The organism is Parvibaculum lavamentivorans DS-1 (genome assembly GCF_000017565.1).
In the GTDB taxonomy this organism is placed as follows: domain Bacteria; phylum Pseudomonadota; class Alphaproteobacteria; order Parvibaculales; family Parvibaculaceae; genus Parvibaculum; species Parvibaculum lavamentivorans.
Window position 1 is genome coordinate 2,757,536 of the sequence record NC_009719.1, and the last position, 18,224, is coordinate 2,775,759.

Consider the following 18,224-nt stretch of genomic DNA (forward strand, 5'->3'; position numbering starts at 1 on the left):
GGCGGCGGTTAGACGCGGGAGTCGAGCGTGAGGGAGCCGGCGCCGGCCGGGTTCGAGGCGGAGCGCGCGGCCGGGGCGGCGTTGCGGCCATAGCCGAGCGAGGGTGCGGCGCGCTCGCTCATGGCGTCGGCGACCATGCGAATGAGGCTTTCGGAGACGGATTTCGCGGCCTGCAACGCCTCGGCATTGAGGGCGAGGACGCGATCAAGCTCGGCCATTGCCGATTTGAGGCGCGAGACCCGCTCGGCGGGGGCGCGGTCGATGAGTTCCTTGCGGGCGCGGATCGCCTGCACATCCATCGCGTAGTCGTTGGCGATGCGGATTTTTTCGGGCTGGAGGGCGGCGACCTCGGCCTGGGCGCGGTCGCGCAGCAGCTCCGTTTCGCGGGCGACGATGCCGGTAAGGCTTGTCGTGAGGGCGATCACGCGGTCCACGAGATCCATGGGCGCCAGGGTTTCGGCGGGGATGCGGCGGGGTTCGCTCATTTCTGCACCTCCTGCATTTGCAGCATTTCGCGGTAGACGGCGTCGGCGATGCCGATGCCGCCCGATTGGGCCATCTGGCGGCCGTACTGATCGACGAGCATGGAGCGGAACATGGTTTCGCCCGGGCCGCCGCTGAAGGGATCGTCCTCGCCGACGCCTTCATACATCGACTGGAAGAGCGTGGAGACAAACTGGGCTTCGAAATCCTGCGCGGTTTCCCAGATGCGGGCGTCGCGCGCCTCATCCTTCGCGGCGGGCTTTCCGGTATGGACGGAAGGCTGCGCGGGCGTGTGGATGAAGGCGGGGAAGACGGAGAGGGCTTCCATCACATCACCTGGATTTCGGCCTGAAGGGCGCCGGAGGATTTGATCGCCTGCAGGATCGTGATCATGTCGCGGGGGCTGACGCCCAGCGCATTGAGGCCGTCGACAAGCTCCTTGAGGCTGATGCTGCCGTCGAGAATGCCGAGCTGCTTGCCGGTTTCCTCGTCGACATCGATGTCGGTGCGCGGCACGACGACGGTATCGCCCTGGGTGGAGAAGGGAGAGGGCTGGCTGACCTGCGGGGATTCACTGACGGAGATCGTCAGGTTGCCCTGAGCGATGGCGACCATGCTGACGCGCACATCCTGGCCCATGACGATGACACCGGAGCTTTCGTCGATGACGACGCGGGCGGTGAGATCGGGCTGGACGCGGAGCTGCTCGATGTCGGTGAGCAAGGCAACGACGCCGCCGCGATAGGCGGGAGGTACGGTGAGCTGGACCGTTGTCGGGTTGTCGGCGGTGGCGGTCTGCGTGCCGATAAAGGCGTTGATGGCGGAAGCGACGCGCTGCGCGGTCGTCAGGTCCGGGTTGCGGAGCGAGAGACGAAGGGCGCGGAGGTCGGAAAGCTGGAAGTCGAGTTCGCGCTCGACGATGGCGCCGTTGGCGATGCGGCCATTGGTCGGCACGCCGCGCGTGACGGAGGCTCCTTCGCCCTTGGCAGCGAAACCGCCAGTGGCAAGCGAGCCCTGGGCGACGGCATAGACCTGGCCGTCGGCGCCCATGAGCGGGGTGACGAGAAGGACGCCGCCCTGAAGATTGGTGGCATCGCCCAGCGCGCTCACCGTGACGTCGATGCGGGTTCCCTGCGAGGCGAAGGCGGGGAGATTGGCCGAGACCATGACGGCGGCGACGTTGGCGGTTTTCAGCGAGGTGCCGCGCGTGTTGACACCGAGGCGCTCAAGCATGCCGATGAGGCTCTGCTGCGTGAAGGGGGCGTTGCGGAGCGTGTCGCCGGTGCCGTTCAGGCCGACCACGAGGCCGTAGCCGACCAGCATGTTGTCGCGGATACCCTCGACATCGACGATGTCCTTGATGCGGGAACTGGCCTGCGCGCCACCCGGATTGCCGGCGGCGAGAAGGCCGGCAAGGACCAGCGTCAGGAAGGTGCGGAGATGGAGGGCGGAAAGCCAGGACATGAAACGACCGTTTAATCGCTGCGATTACGGGCTTCCTGAAGCGAAAGCCGTGCCATGCCGGGCTCTGGCCCAAGCCATTGAAATAATTGGATTTTATTTCCGGCGGCGGGCTGGGAGGGCGCGGTGGAGACGCGGATTGCCGGGCGGTGGCCGTGGCACCCGGCAAATCCTGCCCGCCTGACCGCAGGGTTAACGCCACTTTAAGACCTGAAGGTCCATTTTGGAGGAACCGGAACGTTCCGGCATTCGAGGATCGGGATCGGGGGCGACCCAGATGAAGATCGGCAATAGCAGGGCGACATCGCAGGCGGGGGGCGGACGCACGGCCTCCGTCCGCAGCGGCGGCAGCGGCTTCGCGCCGGCCGGCGCAGGCGCGACCCGCGGCGCGGCAGGGCTTTCGGGCCCGGTTTCGCTCGGCGCGGTCGATGCGCTGCTGGCCTTGCAGGAGACGGACGACGCGCTGCACGCGCCACGCCGCAAGGCGGTGGCCCGGGGCGAGGAAATGCTAGACATCTTGGACGATATCAAGCTGGCGCTGCTGATGGGCGGGGTGCCGAAGGCGAAGCTTTCGCGGCTTCTCAGCATTGTCGAGCGGCAAATGGGGGCGGTTGCCGACCCGATGCTGCGCGAGGTGCTCGACCAGATCGAGCTGCGGGCGCGGGTGGAACTGGCGAAGTTCGGGACCTATACTAAAGGCTAGGTCCTGCCGTCCGCCCGGCGCAGCCGGGGCTTTCGAGATTTCACAGATATTTCACCGGCTTGGCGGGTTTTGAGCGGTTGAGAATCGCAAAGCCCGTCCCTATACTCCGCCGCGTTTCGGCTGGGGTTCCGTGTTACGAGAAAGATCGCCAAGGATGGCTGTCCGTTTGCCCAAGGGCTATATGCCTTCAGACGACGAACCGTTTATGAACAAGCGGCAGAAGGAATACTTCCGCCGCAAGCTCGAAAAATGGAAAGAGGATATCCTCAAGGAAAACCGGGAGACGCTGCAGCATCTTCAGGATGATTCCGTTCAGCATCCCGACATTGCGGATCGCGCCTCCTCCGAGACGGAGCGTTCGCTCGAACTGCGGACGCGCGACAGGCAGCGAAAGCTCGTTTCCAAGATCGACGCCGCGATCCGCCGGATCGACGAAGGCACATACGGCTATTGCGAAGAGACGGGAGAGCCGATCAGCCTGAAGCGGCTCGATGCGCGGCCGATCGCGACATTGTCGATCGAGGCGCAGGAGCGGCATGAGCGGCGCGAGAAGGTCTACCGCGACGACTGACGGCGCTTTCTTCACAAGCGTGAAATGAAAAACGCGGCCCTTGCGAGGCCGCGTTTTCTTTTGGTGCGCCTGGTTGCCGTCAGAACGGCATGATGATGTCGAAGAGCTGCTGGCCGTAGCGCGGCTGCTGAACGTCGCTGATCTGGCCCTGACCGCCATAGGCGATGCGGGCTTCGGCGATCTGGGTGTGGGCGACGGTGTTGGTGTTGGAAATGTCTTCCGGCCGGACAATGCCCGTCACCTCGAGGTCGCGCACTTCGTAGTTCACACGGACCTGCTGGCGGCCGGCGATGACGAGGTTGCCATTGGGGAGGACCTGCGTCACCACGGCGGCGACGGTGAGGTCGATCTTTTCCTTGCGGTCGACGGAGCCGGCGCCGGCACTCGAGCTGCTGCTGCCCAGGCGGGCGAGGTTGTCGTTGTCGACGCCGTCAGGGAAGACCTTGCCGAGATAATTTTCGTAGCCGAACAGGTTGCCGAGTTCCGCGTCCTCGGCGTTGGCGCGGCTGCGTTTTGTCGAGTTGTCGACCTTGGCGCTGTCGGCGATGCCGATAAGGACGGTCAGAATGTCGCCGACGCGGGCGGCGCGCTGATCGCGGAAGAAGGCGCGCGAGCCGGAGCGCCAGAGCGAGTTCGGCTGGTAGACGATCTGCTCGGGCTCGGGCATCGGCATTGCGATGGTGGTTGCCGGCGAGGAAATGGGCGCGAAGTCCGGCGCCTTGCCGATGTTGGATACGCGGTCGGCGGCATTGCAGCCGGCAAGCGCGGCGGCGATGAGAACGATCGAAACGAGGCGGGAAGCGTTACCGTACATTTTATCTGCCTTTGCGATCGGCGTTACGAATTGTTTGCTGTGCCGGCAATGCTCGCCGCGTGGGCGGCGCCGGGCGCGTCGATGCGGATGAGGTTCGGCCCGGTAACGATGCCCTGGACGGTGCGGTTGGACCGGATGTTCAGTACATTGACGATGTCCCCAACGGCGCCGCTCTGGAGCGCGCGCCCGCGTGCGGTCAAGGTCAGCGCACCGGAAACGAAGGTCATGTCCACCTGAGCATTTTTCTCGACAACGAGCGGCGGCTGCATGTCGGAAAGACGCAGCGGCTCTCCCGCGCGGGCGGGGTGGCGCGGCGACATGCCGACGAGATGATCGATCGAGGCGATCATATTCTGGCTGACGCGGTTCGCGGGCATGCGCACCCAGTCGATATCCTGATGGCGGACGATGTCTCCCGGCTGCATGTCGCGGACGAGGACCGGCACGTCGAGAACGGGATAGGCGCGGCCGGTGACGCGGCGGAGCGGGCTCAGCGCGTCATGCGCGGGTGCGCGGACAATGGCCGTGAAAGCGCCGCTGCGCGTGTTGAAGGAAATCTGTTCGACGCTGACCGTCGGCTCCTCGCCCTCGGCGACCTGGATGCCTGCCATGCCGTTTGTGAAGTCGACCTGAAGCCGGGCGGCGGAGGGAAGGCTCGAAGAGCGCGTTTCAACGGCGGCAGCGACGGCAGCGGCAATGTCCTCGTCGCTGACGGCAACGCCGGTGCGCGCGACCGCGACATGGGTAAGGCCTGCATCGTTGCGCCACTCGATACCGTTGCGGCGCGCGGCAAGCGAAATGCGCGAGACGGTGATCTCGCCGCGAAGGCCGGGCGCGGGCGCATTGGCGACAGCGACGGAAGCGGCGTTGCCCGCATCATCGAAGAGATCGCCGAGCGTGACGACCGGCCCTGCGACGGTGATGGCGGGGCGAAGTTCGGCCGCCTGCGCGACAGAGGCGAAAGCGAGAAGGGCGGCGGCGAGGGAAAGGATACGCGACAACATCTCTCAGCCCTTATTTCATGTTCGAGGTGACGGACATCATCTCGTCCGAGGCGGTGATGATCTTGGCATTCATCTCATATGCACGCTGGGCGGTGATGAGCGAGGTGATTTCGCTGACCGCGTTCACGTTCGAGGTTTCGAGGAAACCCTGAAGCACGCTGCCGAGACCGTCATTGCCGGGTGTGCCGATGGTCGGCGCGCCGCTGGCAGGCGTTTCCGCGAAGAGATTGCCGCCGAGAGGATCGAGGCCGCCTTCATTGGCGAAGGCGACGAGTTCCATCTGGCCGACGATCTGCGGCGCGGTCTGGCCGGGAATGGCGACCTGCACCTGGCCGTCGGCGCTGATGGCAATGTCGGTCGCCTCCGGCGGAATGGTGATGCCGGGGGCGAGCGTATAGCCGTCGGCGGTGATGAGCTGTCCGTCGGGGCCGATGTCGAAGGTGCCGGCGCGGGTATAGGCGTCGTCGCCGCTCGGCAATTCGATGCGGAAATAGCCGCGGCCCTGAATGGCGACGTCGAGCTTGTTTTCCGTGTTGTTCATGTTGCCCTGGGTCATGATGCGGTTGACCGCAGCCGTCTTGACGCCGAGGCCGACCTGCACGCCGGAGGGGACGATGGTGCCCGCATCCGACGAGTTCGCGCCGACGCGCCGCAGGTTCTGATAGAGCAGATCCTGGAATTCGGCGCGGCCGCGCTTGAAGCCGGTGGTGCTCATGTTGGCGATGTTGTTCGAGATCACCTCGACATTGAGCTGCTGGGCCATCATGCCTGTGGCGGCGATGCTGAGCGACTGCATGGACTTTCTTCCTTACTTGCGGGCCGGCCTTACGCCGCCGCTCCGAGATCCTGAATGGCTTTGCGGCGCATCTGGTCCGCCTGGTCGATAAGCTTCTGTGCGCTTGCGTAGGAGCGCGTAACCTCGATCATGTTGGTCATTTCGAGGATGGGATTGACGTTCGACCCTTCGAGCGCGCCCTGCACGAGCCTGATGTTTTCAGCCGGGACTTCTTCCTGCGCGGTGCTCAGGAGGCTGTTGCCGGCCTTTCTCATTTCCTGCTGGTTTTCGAAGGTGACGATGGCGAGCTTGCCGCGCAGGCCGCGATCGCTGGAGATCGTGCCGTCACGGGCAATGGTGATGCCGATTTCGTCGCGGGCGAAGGTGATGGGTGTGCCGGCATCGGTGAGGATCGGGTCGCCGTTCGAGGTTACGAGCTGGCCGTCGGCGTCGAGCTGGAAGTTGCCGTTGCGCGTATAGAGGACGCCCTGGCCGGTTTCGACGCGGAAAAAGCCTTCGCCGGTGATTGCCACATCGAAGGGGTTGCCGGTCGTCTGGAGCGCGCCGTCGCGGAGATTGCGGTGCTGGCCGACATCCTGGACGAAACGGATGGTGCTGTCGGGGCTGTCTTCGGAAGCGTCCTTCGCCAGAAACTCCTCGAACAGCATCGCTTCCGACTTGTAAGCGGTCGTGTTCATGTTCGCGATGTTGTTCGCGATGGTCGCCATTTCGCGCGACATCGCCATCTGGCGCGAAAGACCTATGAGAAGAGCGTTTTCCATGTCGAAGCCGGCGTCCGGTTGAATTCCTGGCGCAAGCATGGCGCCGCTCGCAGATGTGCAGGGGCTGTGCCACTCTGAAAATCAAATAAAATCAATGGCTTGTGTTGTGCCCTGGGGCTTGCGGGGTGGCTCGCGGAAGGCTTTACCGGGCAGTTTCTGCCGGATGCGGCGGCGAAGCGGGCGGGGAGGCAGACATATTCTATTAAGACAACTACACGAGAGCGCCATCCGCCAACGCTTCGTTAACCAAAGTCGGCGAGCATCCGGTTGTAGCGGCAAATATGCCGCGCGCTTGCGGCGCCGGATGACATCCGGTGCCGGTTTCAGCTGGGGTATTTCAAATGGCAGCAGTCGACGCTGACATCTCCGAAGACGAGGAAGACGCCTCCGCACCGCCGGCGAAGCGCCGGCTCGCGGGCAAGGTGCTGGTGCTCTATGTCGTGCTGCCGGTTCTGCTTCTGGTGGGCGCGGGCGTGGGCGTCTACATGTCCGGCATTCTGGGCGGCACTTCCGAAGAGGAACATGCGGTCGTGGCCGCACCCGCACCTGTCTTTTACGATCTCCCCGACTTTCTCGTAAATCTCAGCGGGCCGCCGCCGCAACATTACCTGAAGCTTCGCGTCGCACTCGAAGTGCCGAGCAAGGAAACCGTTGCGCGTCTCGAAGCGGAGATGCCGCGCGTGCTCGACGGTTTTCAGACATTCCTGCGCGAGTTGCGCCCGGAAGATCTCGAAGGATCGCAGGGCATGCTCAACCTCAAGGAAGAGCTCATGCGCCGCCTGGCGCTCGCCACGCAGGAGCCGCTGGTGACGGACGTGCTCTTCAAGGAAATCATCGTTCAATAAGCAGCAGAAGGCGCGGGAACAGATTACATGACCGCCACCGATCTTCAGGAACAAGGACAGGAAGCGCTCGCCGCCGCCGCGGAGGCCGCGACGAAGGCGCCTGAGCGCGTGCTCAACCAGGACGAGATCGACAGCCTGCTGGGCTTCGAGCTCGACGGCGATTCCACGCCGGAACGGCATGGCATCGATGCCATCGTCAATTCGGCGCTGGTCTCCTATGAACGCCTGCCGATGCTTGAAATCGTGTTCGACAGGCTTGTCCGCCTGATGACGGTTTCGCTGCGTAACTTCACATCCGACAACGTCGAAGTGTCGCTCGACAATGTGTCGTCCATTCGCTTCGGCGATTACCTCAATTCCATTCCGTTGCCCGCCATTCTTGCGGTTTTCCGCGCGAAGCAGTGGGACAATTACGGGATGTTCACGGTCGACTCGAACCTGATCTATTCGATCGTCGACGTGCTGCTCGGCGGACGGCGCGGCACGGCAGCCATGCGGATCGAAGGGCGGCCCTATACGACCATCGAACTCAATCTCGTCCAGCGCATGATCGAAGTGGTGCTGCAGGACGTGCAGTCGGCTTTCGAGCCGCTGTCGCCGGTGACGCTCGAACTCGACCGGATGGAAACCAATCCGCGCTTCGCGGCCATTGCGCGGCCTGCAAACGCCGCCATTCTCGTGAAGCTGCGCGTCGACATGGAAGACCGCGGCGGCCGCATCGAGCTGCTGCTACCTTATGCGACGCTCGAACCGATCCGCGAGCTGCTGTTGCAGATGTTCATGGGCGAGAAATTCGGCCGGGACACGATCTGGGAAAGCCATCTCGCGACGGAGTTGTGGGCGACGAAAGTGCCGCTGGAGGCGGTGCTCGACGAACAACAGCTTTCGCTGCGCGAAGTGATGGATTTCCGCGTCGGACAGACGCTGATGCTCAATAGCGGGCCGGAGGGCGCGATCGACCTGCGCTGCGGCGGCGTGCGCCTCGGCAAGGGCAAGATGGGCCGGGTCGGCAATCATGTCGCCGTGCGCGTGGAGCAGGCGATAAAGAATGCGCGGCGCGCCGTTCTCGCCGCCGCGCCCGATGCGGCGGCGCCCTCGGTGCCGCTTGAACTTCATGCACCCGCAGTCAAGCCCGGAGGAGCTGGGAAATGACGCCAGATCTGCCGCTCGGGGTATTCCTCGAGATCATCGTTTGCGTGTTTCTCGCGGCCACGATCGCCTATTGCGCGATGCTCGACCGGCGGTTGCGCGCCATGCGCTCCGGCCAGGACGGATTGCGCGACCTTGTTCGCGAACTCAACGTGGCGACGCAGCGCGCGGTAACGGCCATCGACGGGTTGAAGCAGGCAAGCGCCGCGACGAACGACGAACTGGGCGAACGGGTGCGGACAGGGCGCATTCTTGCCGACGAACTGACATTGATGATCGAAGCGGGAAACAGCATCGCGGAACGGCTTGGACATGGCGACCGCCCGGCTTTGCCGCGCGCGCCGTCGCCTTCGGCCACTTTCCAGCCCGGCAACGGACCGCGTTCGACGCCGGTGCCCAAACCCGCCTCCGGCCGCGACTCGGCCACGGCCGCGCGTGCCGCCCACCAGCTTCTGGATGCGCTGAAGCGCAGCCGCTGAGACACAGGAACAGGCCTAACGCATATGCTCGACCGTCTCCGCCTTTTGCCGACCGTCATCCTCTGCGCCTCGCTGCTGCTGGTGCTGAAACTCGCCGAAGTGGCGACGGGTGGTGAAAGCACGGCATCGCTCGGGGCCATCTCGGTTGCTCATGCGAATGCGCCCGAACCGGAGCCGGCGGAAGAGCCGAAAGCGGAAGCCGAGGCCGAGGCCGAGGCCGAGGCCGGAACAGCGGCGGAGGGTGAGGCGGAAACGGCCGGCATGCAGCCGGAAGCCGCAGCTGCGGAAGAAGCGGCGCCGCGGCTGAGCAAATCCGAAATTTCCGTCCTCGAAAGCCTCGCCGAGCGCCGCAAGGAGCTCGACAGCCGCGCCGAAGGTCTCGACACGCGGGAGCGGCTGCTGGCCGCCGCCGAAAAGCGCGTGGAGGAGCGGGTCGCCGAGCTGAAGGAAATCGAGGCGCGGATCAACCAGCAGATCAGCCGCCAGGATGCCGAGGGCGAAGAGCGGCTGGCCGGGCTCGTGTCGATGTATGAAACGATGAAGCCGAAGGATGCCGCGCGCATTTTCGAGCGGCTCGACATGGGCGTGCTGCTCGACGTGGTCAAGCGGATGCAGCCGCGCAAGATGGCCGCCGTGCTCGCGGCGATGGATCCCGTTGTGGCACAGGATCTGACGGTAGAACTTGCGGTGGGCGACCGGCTGAACGTGGCGCCCGCAGCCTCCGAGGACGAGATGCCGCAGGCAACACCGGAAGCGGCGCTGGCACCTGCGCAAAAAGCCAGCTAATCCGCGAAAATACGGTTCGGCCTTAAATCCCACTTAACCGACAGCCCCATAAACTGCGGGTCATGCGCGGCAGAAAGCCGTTGCGAGCCAGCAGAAGCTTCAGGGGCATACCGGGCGTGAACCGAATCCACCCACATATCGCGCGACACAGCGGGGTCGGAAGGCCGCGCCATTTTCTCATGGGAATGGCCGCCCTGCTGCTGATGCTCGCTGCCTTCGTTCCCGACGCGCGGGCGGAAGCCATGCGCGTTGCGCTGAGCGAGAAGGATGGCTACGGCCGAATGGTCTTCACCGCGCCGGGCGGGGAGCCCAGCGTTCGCGCTTCCATCAGTTCAGGCGTTCTGGTGATCGCGTTCGGCAAGGCGAGCGGGCTCGATCCGGATCTCTTCCTGCGGACCATGCCGCGCTATTTCGCAATGGTGCGGCAGGATGGCAATGAAAGCACCTTGCGGTTCGCTCTTACGACCGAGTTCCGGCTTGATGTCAAAAAGGCCGAGAACGCCGTTTACGTAGACCTGTTGCCGCCGGACTGGGCGGGCGAGGCGCCGCCCTTGCCGGCCGATGTGGTCGCGCGTGTCGCGGCTGCGGAAGAGGCGAAACAGAAGGCGGAAGAAGCCGCGCGACTAGCGAAGGCGCAGGGCATCGTCGAGCCCGATGCGCCGCCGCCGGGCCTTGCCGTGCGCGTGGTTGCGCGCGATGGCATGACGCGGCTCGTCTTCGACTGGAACCAGCCGGTGCTTTACTCGCTGGTGCAGCGGCAGGGGCTCGCAACCATCACATTCGATCGCACGGCAAAGGTCGACCTGTCGTCGCTCCGTGTCGATCCGCCGCCTTATCTCAGCCATGCCAGCGCGACCGAACATGACGGACGCCTCGCCGTGATCCTGACGTTGAAGCCCGGCGTGAGTATCGCCGACTTCCGCGAGGATATGGGCGTGGTGCTGGACCTGAAGCCCGCGCAGGGCGGCATCGAGGATGAAGCGAAAGCCGCAGCCGCGGCATTGACGGATGAGAAGAAGGCGCCCGCGCCGAGGGACATCAGGCCTGAGACCGCGCGGGGAGCGGAAGAGCCGGCCGCCACGGCGGAGGCGCCGGAAGATGTTCCGCCGGCGGAAGAGATGGCGGCGGCGCCGGGGAAGACGAATGCGATGCCGCAAGGCGGGCGGCCTGAAGGAAAGGCCGTCGTCCGCATTCAGCCGGGGCGCAGCGGCATGGATGTCATTGTCGCATGGCCGGAGCCTGTCGGCGCGGCGGTCTTCGAGCGGGCGGGGCGGCTGTGGGCGGTGTTCGATGCCGCGCTGCCGATGGATATTTCCGGGATCGAGGCGGAAACGTCCGGTCCCTTCGGCGCGCCGGAAGTAGTGCGTTTCGAGGGAGGAACGGCGCTGGTGCTGCCGCTCCGCGAGCGGGTGCTTGTGGGCGCCATCGAGGAAGGCGCGTCCTGGCGGATATCGGCGGGCGAGACGCTGACGACGACGGGGCGGCCGATTGCGACTTCGCGGGACTGGCGGGACGACGGGCGGGGCAGCGTGACATTCGATTTCGCCGGCGCGCGGCGCATTCTGACGGTGGGCGACCCGCTGGTGCGCGACACGATCGTTGTTGCGACGGCGCGCGGTCCGGTGCAATCGCTGCAGACGGCGCGCAGCTATGTCGAATTCCAGGCATTGCAGACGGCGCAGGGGATCGCCATCGTGCCCGTGGCCGACGATGTGAATGTCGCGGCGGCGCCGGACAATGTGCTCGTGTCGCGGCGTGAGGGGCTGACACTCTCCGCCGACGATCACCGGGACGGGAGCGGCGATAGCGAAAGCGCGTCCGTTGCGTCGGTGCCGGTGACGTCGCTGATGAATTTCGAGGAATGGCGCAAGGCGCCGGGCGAGACGTTCACGGAACGGCGCCAGCATTATCTTTCGCGTTTCGTGCAGGCGCAGGCGCATGAGCTCGGCAAGCTGCGGTTCGAATATGGGCGGTTCCTGTTGGCCTATGGGCTCGCACCGGAAGCACGCTCCATGCTCGAAAAGGCGGCGGAGGCGAATACGCGCTATGGGATCGACCCGACTTACCGCGCGGTGAAGGGCGTGGCGGGCGTGATGAGCGGACGCTATGTGGACGCGATCAACGATCTCTCCTCCACCGGCCTCGAGAACGCGCCCCATGCGGCGGTCTGGCGCGGGCTCGCGCGGACGGAGCTCGGGCATTGGGAAGCGGCGCGGGCGCAGTTCGGCCTGGCCGGTGCGGTCATAGACGCTTTCGACGACGATCTGCGGACGCTGTTCCGGTCGCGGGCGGCGAAGGCGTCGCTGAGGGGCGGCGATCTGGCCGCCGCGCAGCATTACGCGGAAGGGTTTCCCGCAGCGCCCCCCGGAAAACAGGCCAAAGCCGAAATCCTGCTCGTGAATGCGATGATCGCGGATGCGCGAGGCGGGAAGGAAGAGGCGGTCAGGCGCTATGAGGCGGCCATCGCAAACGGCTATCCGCCGGTTGCGGCGCGGGCCCGTTTCGGCAAGGCGGTGCTGCTTCACAAGGCGGGCGAGCTCGACGACGAGGCTTATGCGAAAGAGCTCGAGTCGCTGCGTTTCGCGTGGCGCGGCGACGATCTGGAACTCGATGTGCTGACGCAACTGGCGGCGCTGCGGCTGGAGCAAGGCGAGATCGCGGATGCGCTGAAGCTCATGCAGATCGCGACGGCGAATTATCCGGACAGCGACGAAGCGCACCGGATGAACATGCGCATGTCGGACATCTTCGCCGATTATTTCCTGAGCGAGAAGGCGAACGAGATGCCGCCGGTGCAGGCGCTCGCCTTTTTCGATGCCTTCAAGGAATTGACGCCCATCGGAAGCAAGGGCGACGAGATGATCCGCCACCTGGCGGAACGCCTGGTTGCGGTCGATCTCCTGCCGCAAGCCGAACATCTGCTCGATTATCAGGTGGCAAACCGGCTGCATGGCGGCATCGCCAAGGCGCAGGTCGCGGCACGGCTTGCGGCTATCTACCTTCTCGACCAGAAGGCCGACCGGGCGCTGGCGGCGCTTCGGGCGACGAAGCAGAACCTGCTGCCGGAGGCCCTGGCGGAGCGGCGGCGTTTGCTCGAAGCGCGCGCCCTGGCGGACCTCAAGCAATATGACAATGCGCTCGATCTACTGGAGGAGAAGACGGACGATCTCTCCGTGCGGCTGCGGGTCGATGTGCTGTGGGACAGCGGCCGCTGGCAGGATGCCGGACCGGCAATCGAGGCCCTTCTCGGCGACGCATGGAAGACGGAGGAGCCGCTGTCCGATGAGATGCGGCTTCTGGTGATGCGTGGCGCCATTGCCTATTCGCTCGCCGGAGAGGAGGGCGGTCTCTCGCGGCTGAGGACGAAATTCGGTGAGGCGATGGCGGCGAGCCCGGATGCGAGCGCCTTTGCGATCGTGTCGGATCCGATCGTGCAGCAAGGCGTCGCCTTCCGCGAGATGGCAAGCCGCATCGCATCGATCGATACGCTCGACCGGTTTCTCGCTTCGCTGAAAACGGACGACGCGACGGTGCTGAACTAGGTCCCGAAGCTCTGGACGAGGCTTCCCGCGATCAGCGACCAGCCATCCACAAGCACGAAGAAGATGAGCTTGAACGGCAGTGAGATGATCACCGGCGGCAGCATCATCATGCCCATCGACATCAGCACCGAGGCGACAACCATGTCGATGACGATGAAGGGCAGGAAGACGAGGAAGCCGATCTCGAAGGCGCGGCGAAGCTCGCTGATCATGAAGGCGGGAACGATCACCTGAAGGCCGATATCGGTTGCTTCCTCGGGCTGCTCGGTCTGTGAGAGGTCCACGAAAAGCTGCAGGTCCTGCTTGCGCACCTGGGAGAGCATGAAGGTCTTGAAAGGAACGCTCGACCGCTCGAAGGCTTCCGCCGTCTCGATCTGCTGGTTCATCAAGGGCTCGATGCCTTCATTGTATGCCGTCGTGAAAGTCGGCGTCATGACGAAGGCGGTGAGGAAAAGCGCGAGGCTGACCAGCACGGCATTGGGCGGCGACTGTTGCATGCCGAGCGCCGTGCGCAGAAGGCTGAGCACCACGATGATGCGGACGAAGGACGTCACCATGATCAGGATCGAGGGTGCGAGGCTGAGCACCGTGACCAGGGCGACGATCTGAACGATGTGATCGGTCAGGCCGAGATTGTCGGACAGATCCACCTGGATCGCCTGCGCAAAGGCGGGCTGTGCGACGCCGAAGCTCAGCAGGACGAGCGCGAGCGCGGGCAGGAACTTGCAAAGGGTACGGATCACGCGCGGCGCTCCCTGATGAAATCGACAATGCGCTGGAACTGGGCGGCGGGGCGCTCGAACGGCAGAACGGGCGCGGCCTCGGCGGGCGCAACCTCTGCCGGCACGGGCGCTTCGATGCCGGTTTCGACGAGAAGCGGATGGTCGCCGCCCGTCAGAAGAAGATGTTCCTTGCCATCGCGGCGAATGAGCACGAGACGATGCTTCGGATCGATCTGCTTTACCTCGACGATGCCGAGGCGGCGCTGCGAACCCGGCGCCGTGACGCCACCCGGCACAAGGCCGAAACGCTTCGCCAGAACCGCGCAAAGGCCGATCAGGCCGATGATAAAAGCAAGCGCGGCGACGAACCGGAAGATTTCCGAGAAGTCCATTTTGGATTGCATCCCCACCAAAGAGCGGCCGCCCGGCACGCCCTGTCATGGGAAGAATTTGCCGCGTCAGGCTTAATGCCGGGTTAAGGGCAAGCGTTTCCGCGCATTTCTCTGGTTACCGATTTATGAACGCACTAGAACCATTTTGCCGCGTTAGCATGATCTTAACTCTCCAGAGCAAGACTCCGGGTTGCCGCCAAGAAATGCGTGGCTTCGGATCCGGACGTTCAAGCACTCAGAATGAGAGCGCGATGAGCCGGTCGCGGGGGCACGCGGGCTAATGGCAATCGGCGATCTTCCCATCTTCGACATGATGAAGCAGCGGCTGCACTGGCTGACAGCGCGCCAGCAGGTGCTTGCGCAGAACGTCGCCAATTCCGACACGCCGGGCTATGCCGCGAAGGATCTGAAGGAACTCGATTTCGGCGCGCTGGTGAAGCGCAGCGGCCCCTCATTGACGCCGGTAGCGACGCAGGGCGGACATATCGGCAGCCCGGTTTCCGGCCATGGCAATTTTTTCCGTCCGGGGCAGTCCACGGGCGGGCAGGTGGTGAAGAAGGCGGATTTCGAAACCTCGCCGAGCGGCAATTCGGTCGTGCTTGAAGAACAGATGATCAAGGTCGCCGAGACGCAGATGGATTACCAGACCGTGACGGGGCTCTATTCGAAGAGCCTCGGCCTCATCAGGATCGCGCTCGGCCGTAGCTGAGCCGCGCTGAAAGGAATATCGAACATGAGCGCCATGGACCTGATCAAATCGATGATGGTGGCAGCTTCCGGCCTCAAGGCCCAGAGCGGCCGCATGCGCGTGATCGCGGAAAACATCGCCAACGCGGATTCGACCTCGCGCGTGGCGGGCGGCGATCCCTATCGCCGCAAGATCGTAACCTTCGAGGACAAGCTCAACCGGGAGATCGGCGCCAATACCGTGTCGCTCGGCCGGCCGGTCCTCGACAAGACCGAATTTCAGCTCAAATACATGCCGGGCCATCCGGCCGCGGACGAGGCGGGCTACGTCAAAATGCCGAATGTCAACGGCATGGTGGAGGCGATGGACATGCGCGAGGCGCAGCGTTCCTACGAGGCCAACCTCAATCTCATTCAGGCGTCGCGCCGCATGATCTCTCAGACAATCGACATTCTGCGGAAGTGACGGGAGCTAGACCATGACCACCATACCGGCATCCACAGCTCTCAACGCCTATGCCCGCGCCGCGGGAATGGGCGGCGGCGCGCAGTCGCCGCAGACGGGCGGGCTCAAGGAAGCAGGCGGCGGCTTCGGCGACATGCTGAAGCAGGCGCTCGACGAGACGGTTGAAACGTCGAAATCCGGCGAAATGAAAATGGCGGCCCTGACCGGCACCCGCGACGGCAACATCGTCGATGTGGTGACGGCGGTCGCGGAAGCGGAAACCACCTTGCAGACGGTCGTGACCGTTCGCGACAAGGTGATCGCCGCCTATCAGGAAATCTTGAGGATGCCGATCTGAAAAAGATCGCAGCTGGGCAGGGCAGAACAGAGTATGAGCGGACCTGAAGTTCTCGATCTCGCGCGACAGGCGATTTACGTGCAGTTGATCGTGTCGGCGCCGATGATGGCGGTAGCGTTGCTGGTGGGTCTTGCCATTGCGCTCTTGCAGGCGCTGACGCAGGTGCAGGAAATGACGCTCGTTTTCGTGCCCAAGATCGTCGCGATCTTTCTTACCATGCTGATATCCCTGCCATTCATGGCGCAGGCTCTTTCCGGCTTCATGACCCTGGTCGCCCAGAAGATCGTTACGGGCTGACGGGGCGGGGCCGTTATGATCACCATAGATTTCCTGCCGCAAACGGCCTTCACCTTCATGCTGGTGTTCTCGCGGCTTGCCGCGATGATCATGCTGATGCCCGCGCTTGGCGAGGCGAGCATTCCGGCGCAGGTGCGGCTCATGCTGGCGCTGCTGCTCTCCTTCGTGATGATGCCGCTGGTCGCGGGCAGCTATGGCGCGATCCCGGCAACGGTGCCCGGTCTCGTCTTCATCGTCTGCTCGGAAATCGCCGTCGGCCTGTTTATCGGCACGGCCGCGCGCCTCATCATGAGTGCGCTGCATGTGGCGGGCAACATCATCGCCGCGCAGATGAGCCTTTCCTTCGCGATGAACGTCGATCCCTCGCAGGGCCAGCAGGGCGTGCTGATCGCGAACTTCCTGTCGCTGCTCGGCGTGACGCTTATTTTCGCGACCAATCTCGATCACGTGCTGATCGCGGCGATGCGCGACAGCTATGAACTGTTCAAGCCGGGCGAGCCGATCCCGGTCGGCGATTTCCTGGCGATGGCTGTGAAGATGGTGTCGGGCTCGTTCCGGCTCGGCCTTCAGCTTGCCGCGCCGTTCCTCGTCTTCGGCCTGATCTTCTATCTCGGCATCGGCATTCTTTCGAGGCTGATGCCGCAGATTCAGATTTTCTTCATTGCGATGCCCGCCAACATCGCGCTCGGTTTCATTCTGCTTCTGTTGCTGCTCGGCGCATTGATGACCTGGTTCCTGCAGGGCTTCGAGCAGTATATTTCGATGTTCGTCGGTTAGGCCGGAGAGAGACAGATGGCCGACCAGGACGATTCGGAAAAAACAGAAGAACCAACCCACCGAAAACTAGAGGAAGCCCACAAGAAGGGCGACCTCGTCAAAAGCCAGGAAGTCAGCACCTGGTTTGTGATGATCGGCGGCGCGACGGCGATCGCGCTGATGGCGCCGTCCACGGCATCGTCGCTGATGGGCTCGCTCACCGTTTTTCTCGCACAGCCGGAAACGATCCCGATGGATGCCGAGCATCTGCGGCGGATCTGGCTGAATGTCGGCAGCAGCGCCTTCATGTCGATGATCGGGCCGCTGGCCGTTCTGGTCGGTGCCGCGCTGGTCGGCCACCTGATCCAGCATGCGCCGGTCTTCACCGCCGAAAACATGAAACCGAAACTTTCGAAGATTTCGCCGAAGGAAGGGCTGCAGCGGCTGTTCGGGCCGAAGAGCCTGATGAACCTCGCCAAGGGAATCCTGAAGCTCACCATCGTCGGATCCGTGTCGGTGCTCATCATCTGGCCGGAACGCGACCGGCTGGCATTGATGATGACCTGGGAGATTGCGCAACTTCTGCCGCTGGTGCAGATGCTGGCGCTGAAGATGTTTGCCGGCGTGATCGCGGTCATGACTGTCGTTGCGGCGCTCGACTATCTCTTCGAGCGGATGCAGTGGATGAAGAAGCAGCGCATGTCGATCCAGGAAGTGAAGGACGAATACAAGCAGATGGAAGGCGACCCCACGGTGAAGGCGAAGCTCCGCCAGATCCGTGCAGAGCGCGGGCGCAAACGCATGATGGCTGCGGTGCCGACCGCGACCGTCATCATCACCAACCCGACGCATTATGCCGTGGCGCTCAAATACGAGCAGGGAATGGGCGCGCCGGTCGTCGTCGCCAAGGGTGTCGATGCCGTCGCGTTCCGCATCCGCGAGGTCGGTCAGGAGCACGAGGTGCCGATCATCGAAAATCCGCCGCTTGCCCGTGCCCTTCACGCGACCGTCGACATCGACCAGGAAATCCAGCCGGAGCACTACAAGGCGGTGGCCGAGGTTATTGGATATGTCATGCGTCTTAAGGCTAAGATCGGCGGGCGCGGCCGGAGATGATTCGAGCCGGGGCGCGGGCTTCGGGGCTCGCGGGCTTCAGGACTATAGCGGGAGCGG

The 18,224-nt window shown here is 64.1% G+C and carries 22 protein-coding genes; 13 read left to right on the top strand and 9 right to left on the bottom strand.

Annotated features, from left to right (window positions below):
* Positions 1-8 precede the first annotated feature (8 nt).
* From PLAV_RS12940 to PLAV_RS12950, 3 genes are read right to left on the bottom strand one after another with little or no spacing between them, the layout of a single operon-like run.
* Positions 9-485, bottom strand: a complete 477-nt coding sequence (locus tag PLAV_RS12940) for a hypothetical protein (protein WP_012111474.1) — start codon at positions 483-485, stop codon at positions 9-11.
* Positions 482-811: a rod-binding protein gene (locus PLAV_RS12945; RefSeq protein ID WP_012111475.1), complete on the bottom strand. Its 330-nt coding sequence runs from the start codon at positions 809-811 to the stop codon at positions 482-484. Before PLAV_RS12945 ends, PLAV_RS12940 begins: the two co-directional genes overlap by 4 nt.
* On the bottom strand, positions 811-1,947 hold the full coding sequence (locus tag PLAV_RS12950; RefSeq protein WP_012111477.1) for a flagellar basal body P-ring protein FlgI: 1,137 nt from the start codon (positions 1,945-1,947) through the stop codon (positions 811-813). The genes PLAV_RS12945 and PLAV_RS12950 overlap by 1 nt, the downstream gene beginning before the upstream one ends.
* 274 nt (positions 1,948-2,221) lie before the next feature.
* On the opposite strand from PLAV_RS12950, the gene PLAV_RS12955 reads away from it, so the two are divergent.
* Together PLAV_RS12955 and dksA are read left to right on the top strand one after the other, a co-directional pair.
* Complete coding sequence (locus PLAV_RS12955; RefSeq protein WP_012111478.1) at positions 2,222-2,647, top strand: flagellar assembly protein FliX; 426 nt, start codon at positions 2,222-2,224, stop codon at positions 2,645-2,647.
* A 154-nt stretch (positions 2,648-2,801) separates the two neighbouring features.
* Positions 2,802-3,218, top strand: a complete 417-nt coding sequence (dksA, locus tag PLAV_RS12960) for an RNA polymerase-binding protein DksA (protein WP_041536004.1) — start codon at positions 2,802-2,804, stop codon at positions 3,216-3,218.
* 79 nt (positions 3,219-3,297) lie between these two features.
* Here dksA and flgH read toward each other — a convergent pair whose 3' ends face one another.
* Genes flgH through flgF form a run of 4 tightly spaced genes read right to left on the bottom strand, consistent with a single transcriptional unit; the run spans position 3,298 to position 6,632 of the window.
* Positions 3,298-4,032 carry a flagellar basal body L-ring protein FlgH gene (gene flgH, locus PLAV_RS12965; protein ID WP_012111480.1) on the bottom strand — a complete coding sequence of 245 codons (735 nt, stop codon included), beginning with the start codon at positions 4,030-4,032 and terminating at the stop codon, positions 3,298-3,300.
* A 23-nt stretch (positions 4,033-4,055) separates the two neighbouring features.
* Positions 4,056-5,036, bottom strand: a complete 981-nt coding sequence (flgA, locus tag PLAV_RS12970) for a flagellar basal body P-ring formation chaperone FlgA (RefSeq protein WP_012111481.1) — start codon at positions 5,034-5,036, stop codon at positions 4,056-4,058.
* 10 nt (positions 5,037-5,046) lie between these two features.
* Positions 5,047-5,832, bottom strand: a complete 786-nt coding sequence (gene flgG, locus PLAV_RS12975) for a flagellar basal-body rod protein FlgG (RefSeq protein WP_012111482.1) — start codon at positions 5,830-5,832, stop codon at positions 5,047-5,049.
* Between the two features lie 29 nt (positions 5,833-5,861).
* Positions 5,862-6,632, bottom strand: coding sequence for a flagellar basal-body rod protein FlgF (gene flgF / locus PLAV_RS12980; RefSeq protein ID WP_012111483.1), 771 nt, complete (start codon positions 6,630-6,632; stop codon positions 5,862-5,864).
* Between the two features lie 302 nt (positions 6,633-6,934).
* Here flgF and PLAV_RS12985 point away from each other — a divergent pair, with 302 nt between their 5' ends.
* From PLAV_RS12985 to PLAV_RS13005, 5 genes are all read left to right on the top strand, one after another.
* Positions 6,935-7,438, top strand: a complete 504-nt coding sequence (locus PLAV_RS12985) for a flagellar basal body-associated FliL family protein (RefSeq protein ID WP_012111484.1) — start codon at positions 6,935-6,937, stop codon at positions 7,436-7,438.
* 27 nt (positions 7,439-7,465) lie between these two features.
* Positions 7,466-8,590, top strand: a complete 1,125-nt coding sequence (gene fliM / locus PLAV_RS12990; RefSeq protein ID WP_012111485.1) for a flagellar motor switch protein FliM — start codon at positions 7,466-7,468, stop codon at positions 8,588-8,590.
* Complete coding sequence (locus PLAV_RS19030; RefSeq protein WP_012111486.1) at positions 8,587-9,066, top strand: DUF6468 domain-containing protein; 480 nt, start codon at positions 8,587-8,589, stop codon at positions 9,064-9,066. The genes fliM and PLAV_RS19030 overlap by 4 nt, the downstream gene beginning before the upstream one ends.
* A 24-nt stretch (positions 9,067-9,090) precedes the next feature.
* Positions 9,091-9,852 (top strand): MotE family protein, encoded by a 762-nt coding sequence (locus PLAV_RS13000; protein WP_012111487.1) that lies wholly within the window; start codon positions 9,091-9,093, stop codon positions 9,850-9,852.
* Between the two features lie 179 nt (positions 9,853-10,031).
* On the top strand, positions 10,032-13,394 hold the full coding sequence (locus tag PLAV_RS13005) for a tetratricopeptide repeat protein (RefSeq protein WP_143710221.1): 3,363 nt from the start codon (positions 10,032-10,034) through the stop codon (positions 13,392-13,394).
* On the opposite strand, the gene fliP is transcribed toward PLAV_RS13005, so the two are convergent.
* Together fliP and PLAV_RS13015 are read right to left on the bottom strand one after the other, a co-directional pair.
* Positions 13,391-14,137 carry a flagellar type III secretion system pore protein FliP gene (gene fliP / locus PLAV_RS13010; protein WP_012111489.1) on the bottom strand — a complete coding sequence of 249 codons (747 nt, stop codon included), beginning with the start codon at positions 14,135-14,137 and terminating at the stop codon, positions 13,391-13,393. The two genes, PLAV_RS13005 and fliP, sit on opposite strands and share 4 nt — an antisense overlap.
* Positions 14,134-14,508 (bottom strand): FliO/MopB family protein, encoded by a 375-nt coding sequence (locus PLAV_RS13015; RefSeq protein ID WP_012111490.1) that lies wholly within the window; start codon positions 14,506-14,508, stop codon positions 14,134-14,136. The genes fliP and PLAV_RS13015 overlap by 4 nt, the downstream gene beginning before the upstream one ends.
* Positions 14,509-14,788: 280 nt before the next feature.
* On the opposite strand from PLAV_RS13015, the gene PLAV_RS13020 reads away from it, so the two are divergent.
* Genes PLAV_RS13020 through flhB form a run of 6 tightly spaced genes read left to right on the top strand, consistent with a single transcriptional unit; the run spans position 14,789 to position 18,167 of the window.
* Positions 14,789-15,217 (top strand): flagellar basal body protein, encoded by a 429-nt coding sequence (locus PLAV_RS13020; RefSeq protein WP_012111491.1) that lies wholly within the window; start codon positions 14,789-14,791, stop codon positions 15,215-15,217.
* 33 nt (positions 15,218-15,250) lie between these two features.
* Positions 15,251-15,661 (top strand): flagellar basal body rod protein FlgC, encoded by a 411-nt coding sequence (gene flgC / locus PLAV_RS13025; protein ID WP_041536718.1) that lies wholly within the window; start codon positions 15,251-15,253, stop codon positions 15,659-15,661.
* A 13-nt stretch (positions 15,662-15,674) separates the two neighbouring features.
* Positions 15,675-15,998 (top strand): flagellar hook-basal body complex protein FliE, encoded by a 324-nt coding sequence (gene fliE / locus PLAV_RS13030; protein WP_012111493.1) that lies wholly within the window; start codon positions 15,675-15,677, stop codon positions 15,996-15,998.
* A 33-nt stretch (positions 15,999-16,031) separates the two neighbouring features.
* Positions 16,032-16,295: a flagellar biosynthesis protein FliQ gene (fliQ, locus tag PLAV_RS13035; protein WP_012111494.1), complete on the top strand. Its 264-nt coding sequence runs from the start codon at positions 16,032-16,034 to the stop codon at positions 16,293-16,295.
* A 15-nt stretch (positions 16,296-16,310) separates the two neighbouring features.
* Positions 16,311-17,072: a flagellar biosynthetic protein FliR gene (gene fliR / locus PLAV_RS13040; RefSeq protein WP_012111495.1), complete on the top strand. Its 762-nt coding sequence runs from the start codon at positions 16,311-16,313 to the stop codon at positions 17,070-17,072.
* Between the two features lie 15 nt (positions 17,073-17,087).
* Positions 17,088-18,167, top strand: coding sequence for a flagellar biosynthesis protein FlhB (gene flhB / locus PLAV_RS13045; protein ID WP_012111496.1), 1,080 nt, complete (start codon positions 17,088-17,090; stop codon positions 18,165-18,167).
* The last annotated feature ends 57 nt before the right edge of the window (positions 18,168-18,224 follow it).

Coding starts and splice junctions, on each gene's coding strand:
- fliR (WP_012111495.1), top strand. CDS start 16,311: ATGATCACCATAGATTTCCTGCCGCAAACGGCCTTCACCTTCATGCTG.
- flhB (WP_012111496.1), top strand. CDS start 17,088: ATGGCCGACCAGGACGATTCGGAAAAAACAGAAGAACCAACCCACCGA.
- PLAV_RS12955 (WP_012111478.1), top strand. CDS start 2,222: ATGAAGATCGGCAATAGCAGGGCGACATCGCAGGCGGGGGGCGGACGC.
- dksA (WP_041536004.1), top strand. CDS start 2,802: ATGGCTGTCCGTTTGCCCAAGGGCTATATGCCTTCAGACGACGAACCG.
- PLAV_RS12950 (WP_012111477.1), bottom strand. CDS start 1,947: ATGTCCTGGCTTTCCGCCCTCCATCTCCGCACCTTCCTGACGCTGGTC.
- flgA (WP_012111481.1), bottom strand. CDS start 5,036: ATGTTGTCGCGTATCCTTTCCCTCGCCGCCGCCCTTCTCGCTTTCGCC.
- fliM (WP_012111485.1), top strand. CDS start 7,466: ATGACCGCCACCGATCTTCAGGAACAAGGACAGGAAGCGCTCGCCGCC.
- PLAV_RS12940 (WP_012111474.1), bottom strand. CDS start 485: ATGAGCGAACCCCGCCGCATCCCCGCCGAAACCCTGGCGCCCATGGAT.
- PLAV_RS13020 (WP_012111491.1), top strand. CDS start 14,789: ATGGCAATCGGCGATCTTCCCATCTTCGACATGATGAAGCAGCGGCTG.
- flgF (WP_012111483.1), bottom strand. CDS start 6,632: ATGCTTGCGCCAGGAATTCAACCGGACGCCGGCTTCGACATGGAAAAC.
- flgC (WP_041536718.1), top strand. CDS start 15,251: ATGGACCTGATCAAATCGATGATGGTGGCAGCTTCCGGCCTCAAGGCC.
- fliQ (WP_012111494.1), top strand. CDS start 16,032: ATGAGCGGACCTGAAGTTCTCGATCTCGCGCGACAGGCGATTTACGTG.
- PLAV_RS12985 (WP_012111484.1), top strand. CDS start 6,935: ATGGCAGCAGTCGACGCTGACATCTCCGAAGACGAGGAAGACGCCTCC.
- flgH (WP_012111480.1), bottom strand. CDS start 4,032: ATGTACGGTAACGCTTCCCGCCTCGTTTCGATCGTTCTCATCGCCGCC.
- fliE (WP_012111493.1), top strand. CDS start 15,675: ATGACCACCATACCGGCATCCACAGCTCTCAACGCCTATGCCCGCGCC.
- PLAV_RS13015 (WP_012111490.1), bottom strand. CDS start 14,508: ATGGACTTCTCGGAAATCTTCCGGTTCGTCGCCGCGCTTGCTTTTATC.
- PLAV_RS13005 (WP_143710221.1), top strand. CDS start 10,032: ATGGGAATGGCCGCCCTGCTGCTGATGCTCGCTGCCTTCGTTCCCGAC.
- PLAV_RS12945 (WP_012111475.1), bottom strand. CDS start 811: ATGGAAGCCCTCTCCGTCTTCCCCGCCTTCATCCACACGCCCGCGCAG.
- PLAV_RS13000 (WP_012111487.1), top strand. CDS start 9,091: ATGCTCGACCGTCTCCGCCTTTTGCCGACCGTCATCCTCTGCGCCTCG.
- flgG (WP_012111482.1), bottom strand. CDS start 5,832: ATGCAGTCGCTCAGCATCGCCGCCACAGGCATGATGGCCCAGCAGCTC.
- PLAV_RS19030 (WP_012111486.1), top strand. CDS start 8,587: ATGACGCCAGATCTGCCGCTCGGGGTATTCCTCGAGATCATCGTTTGC.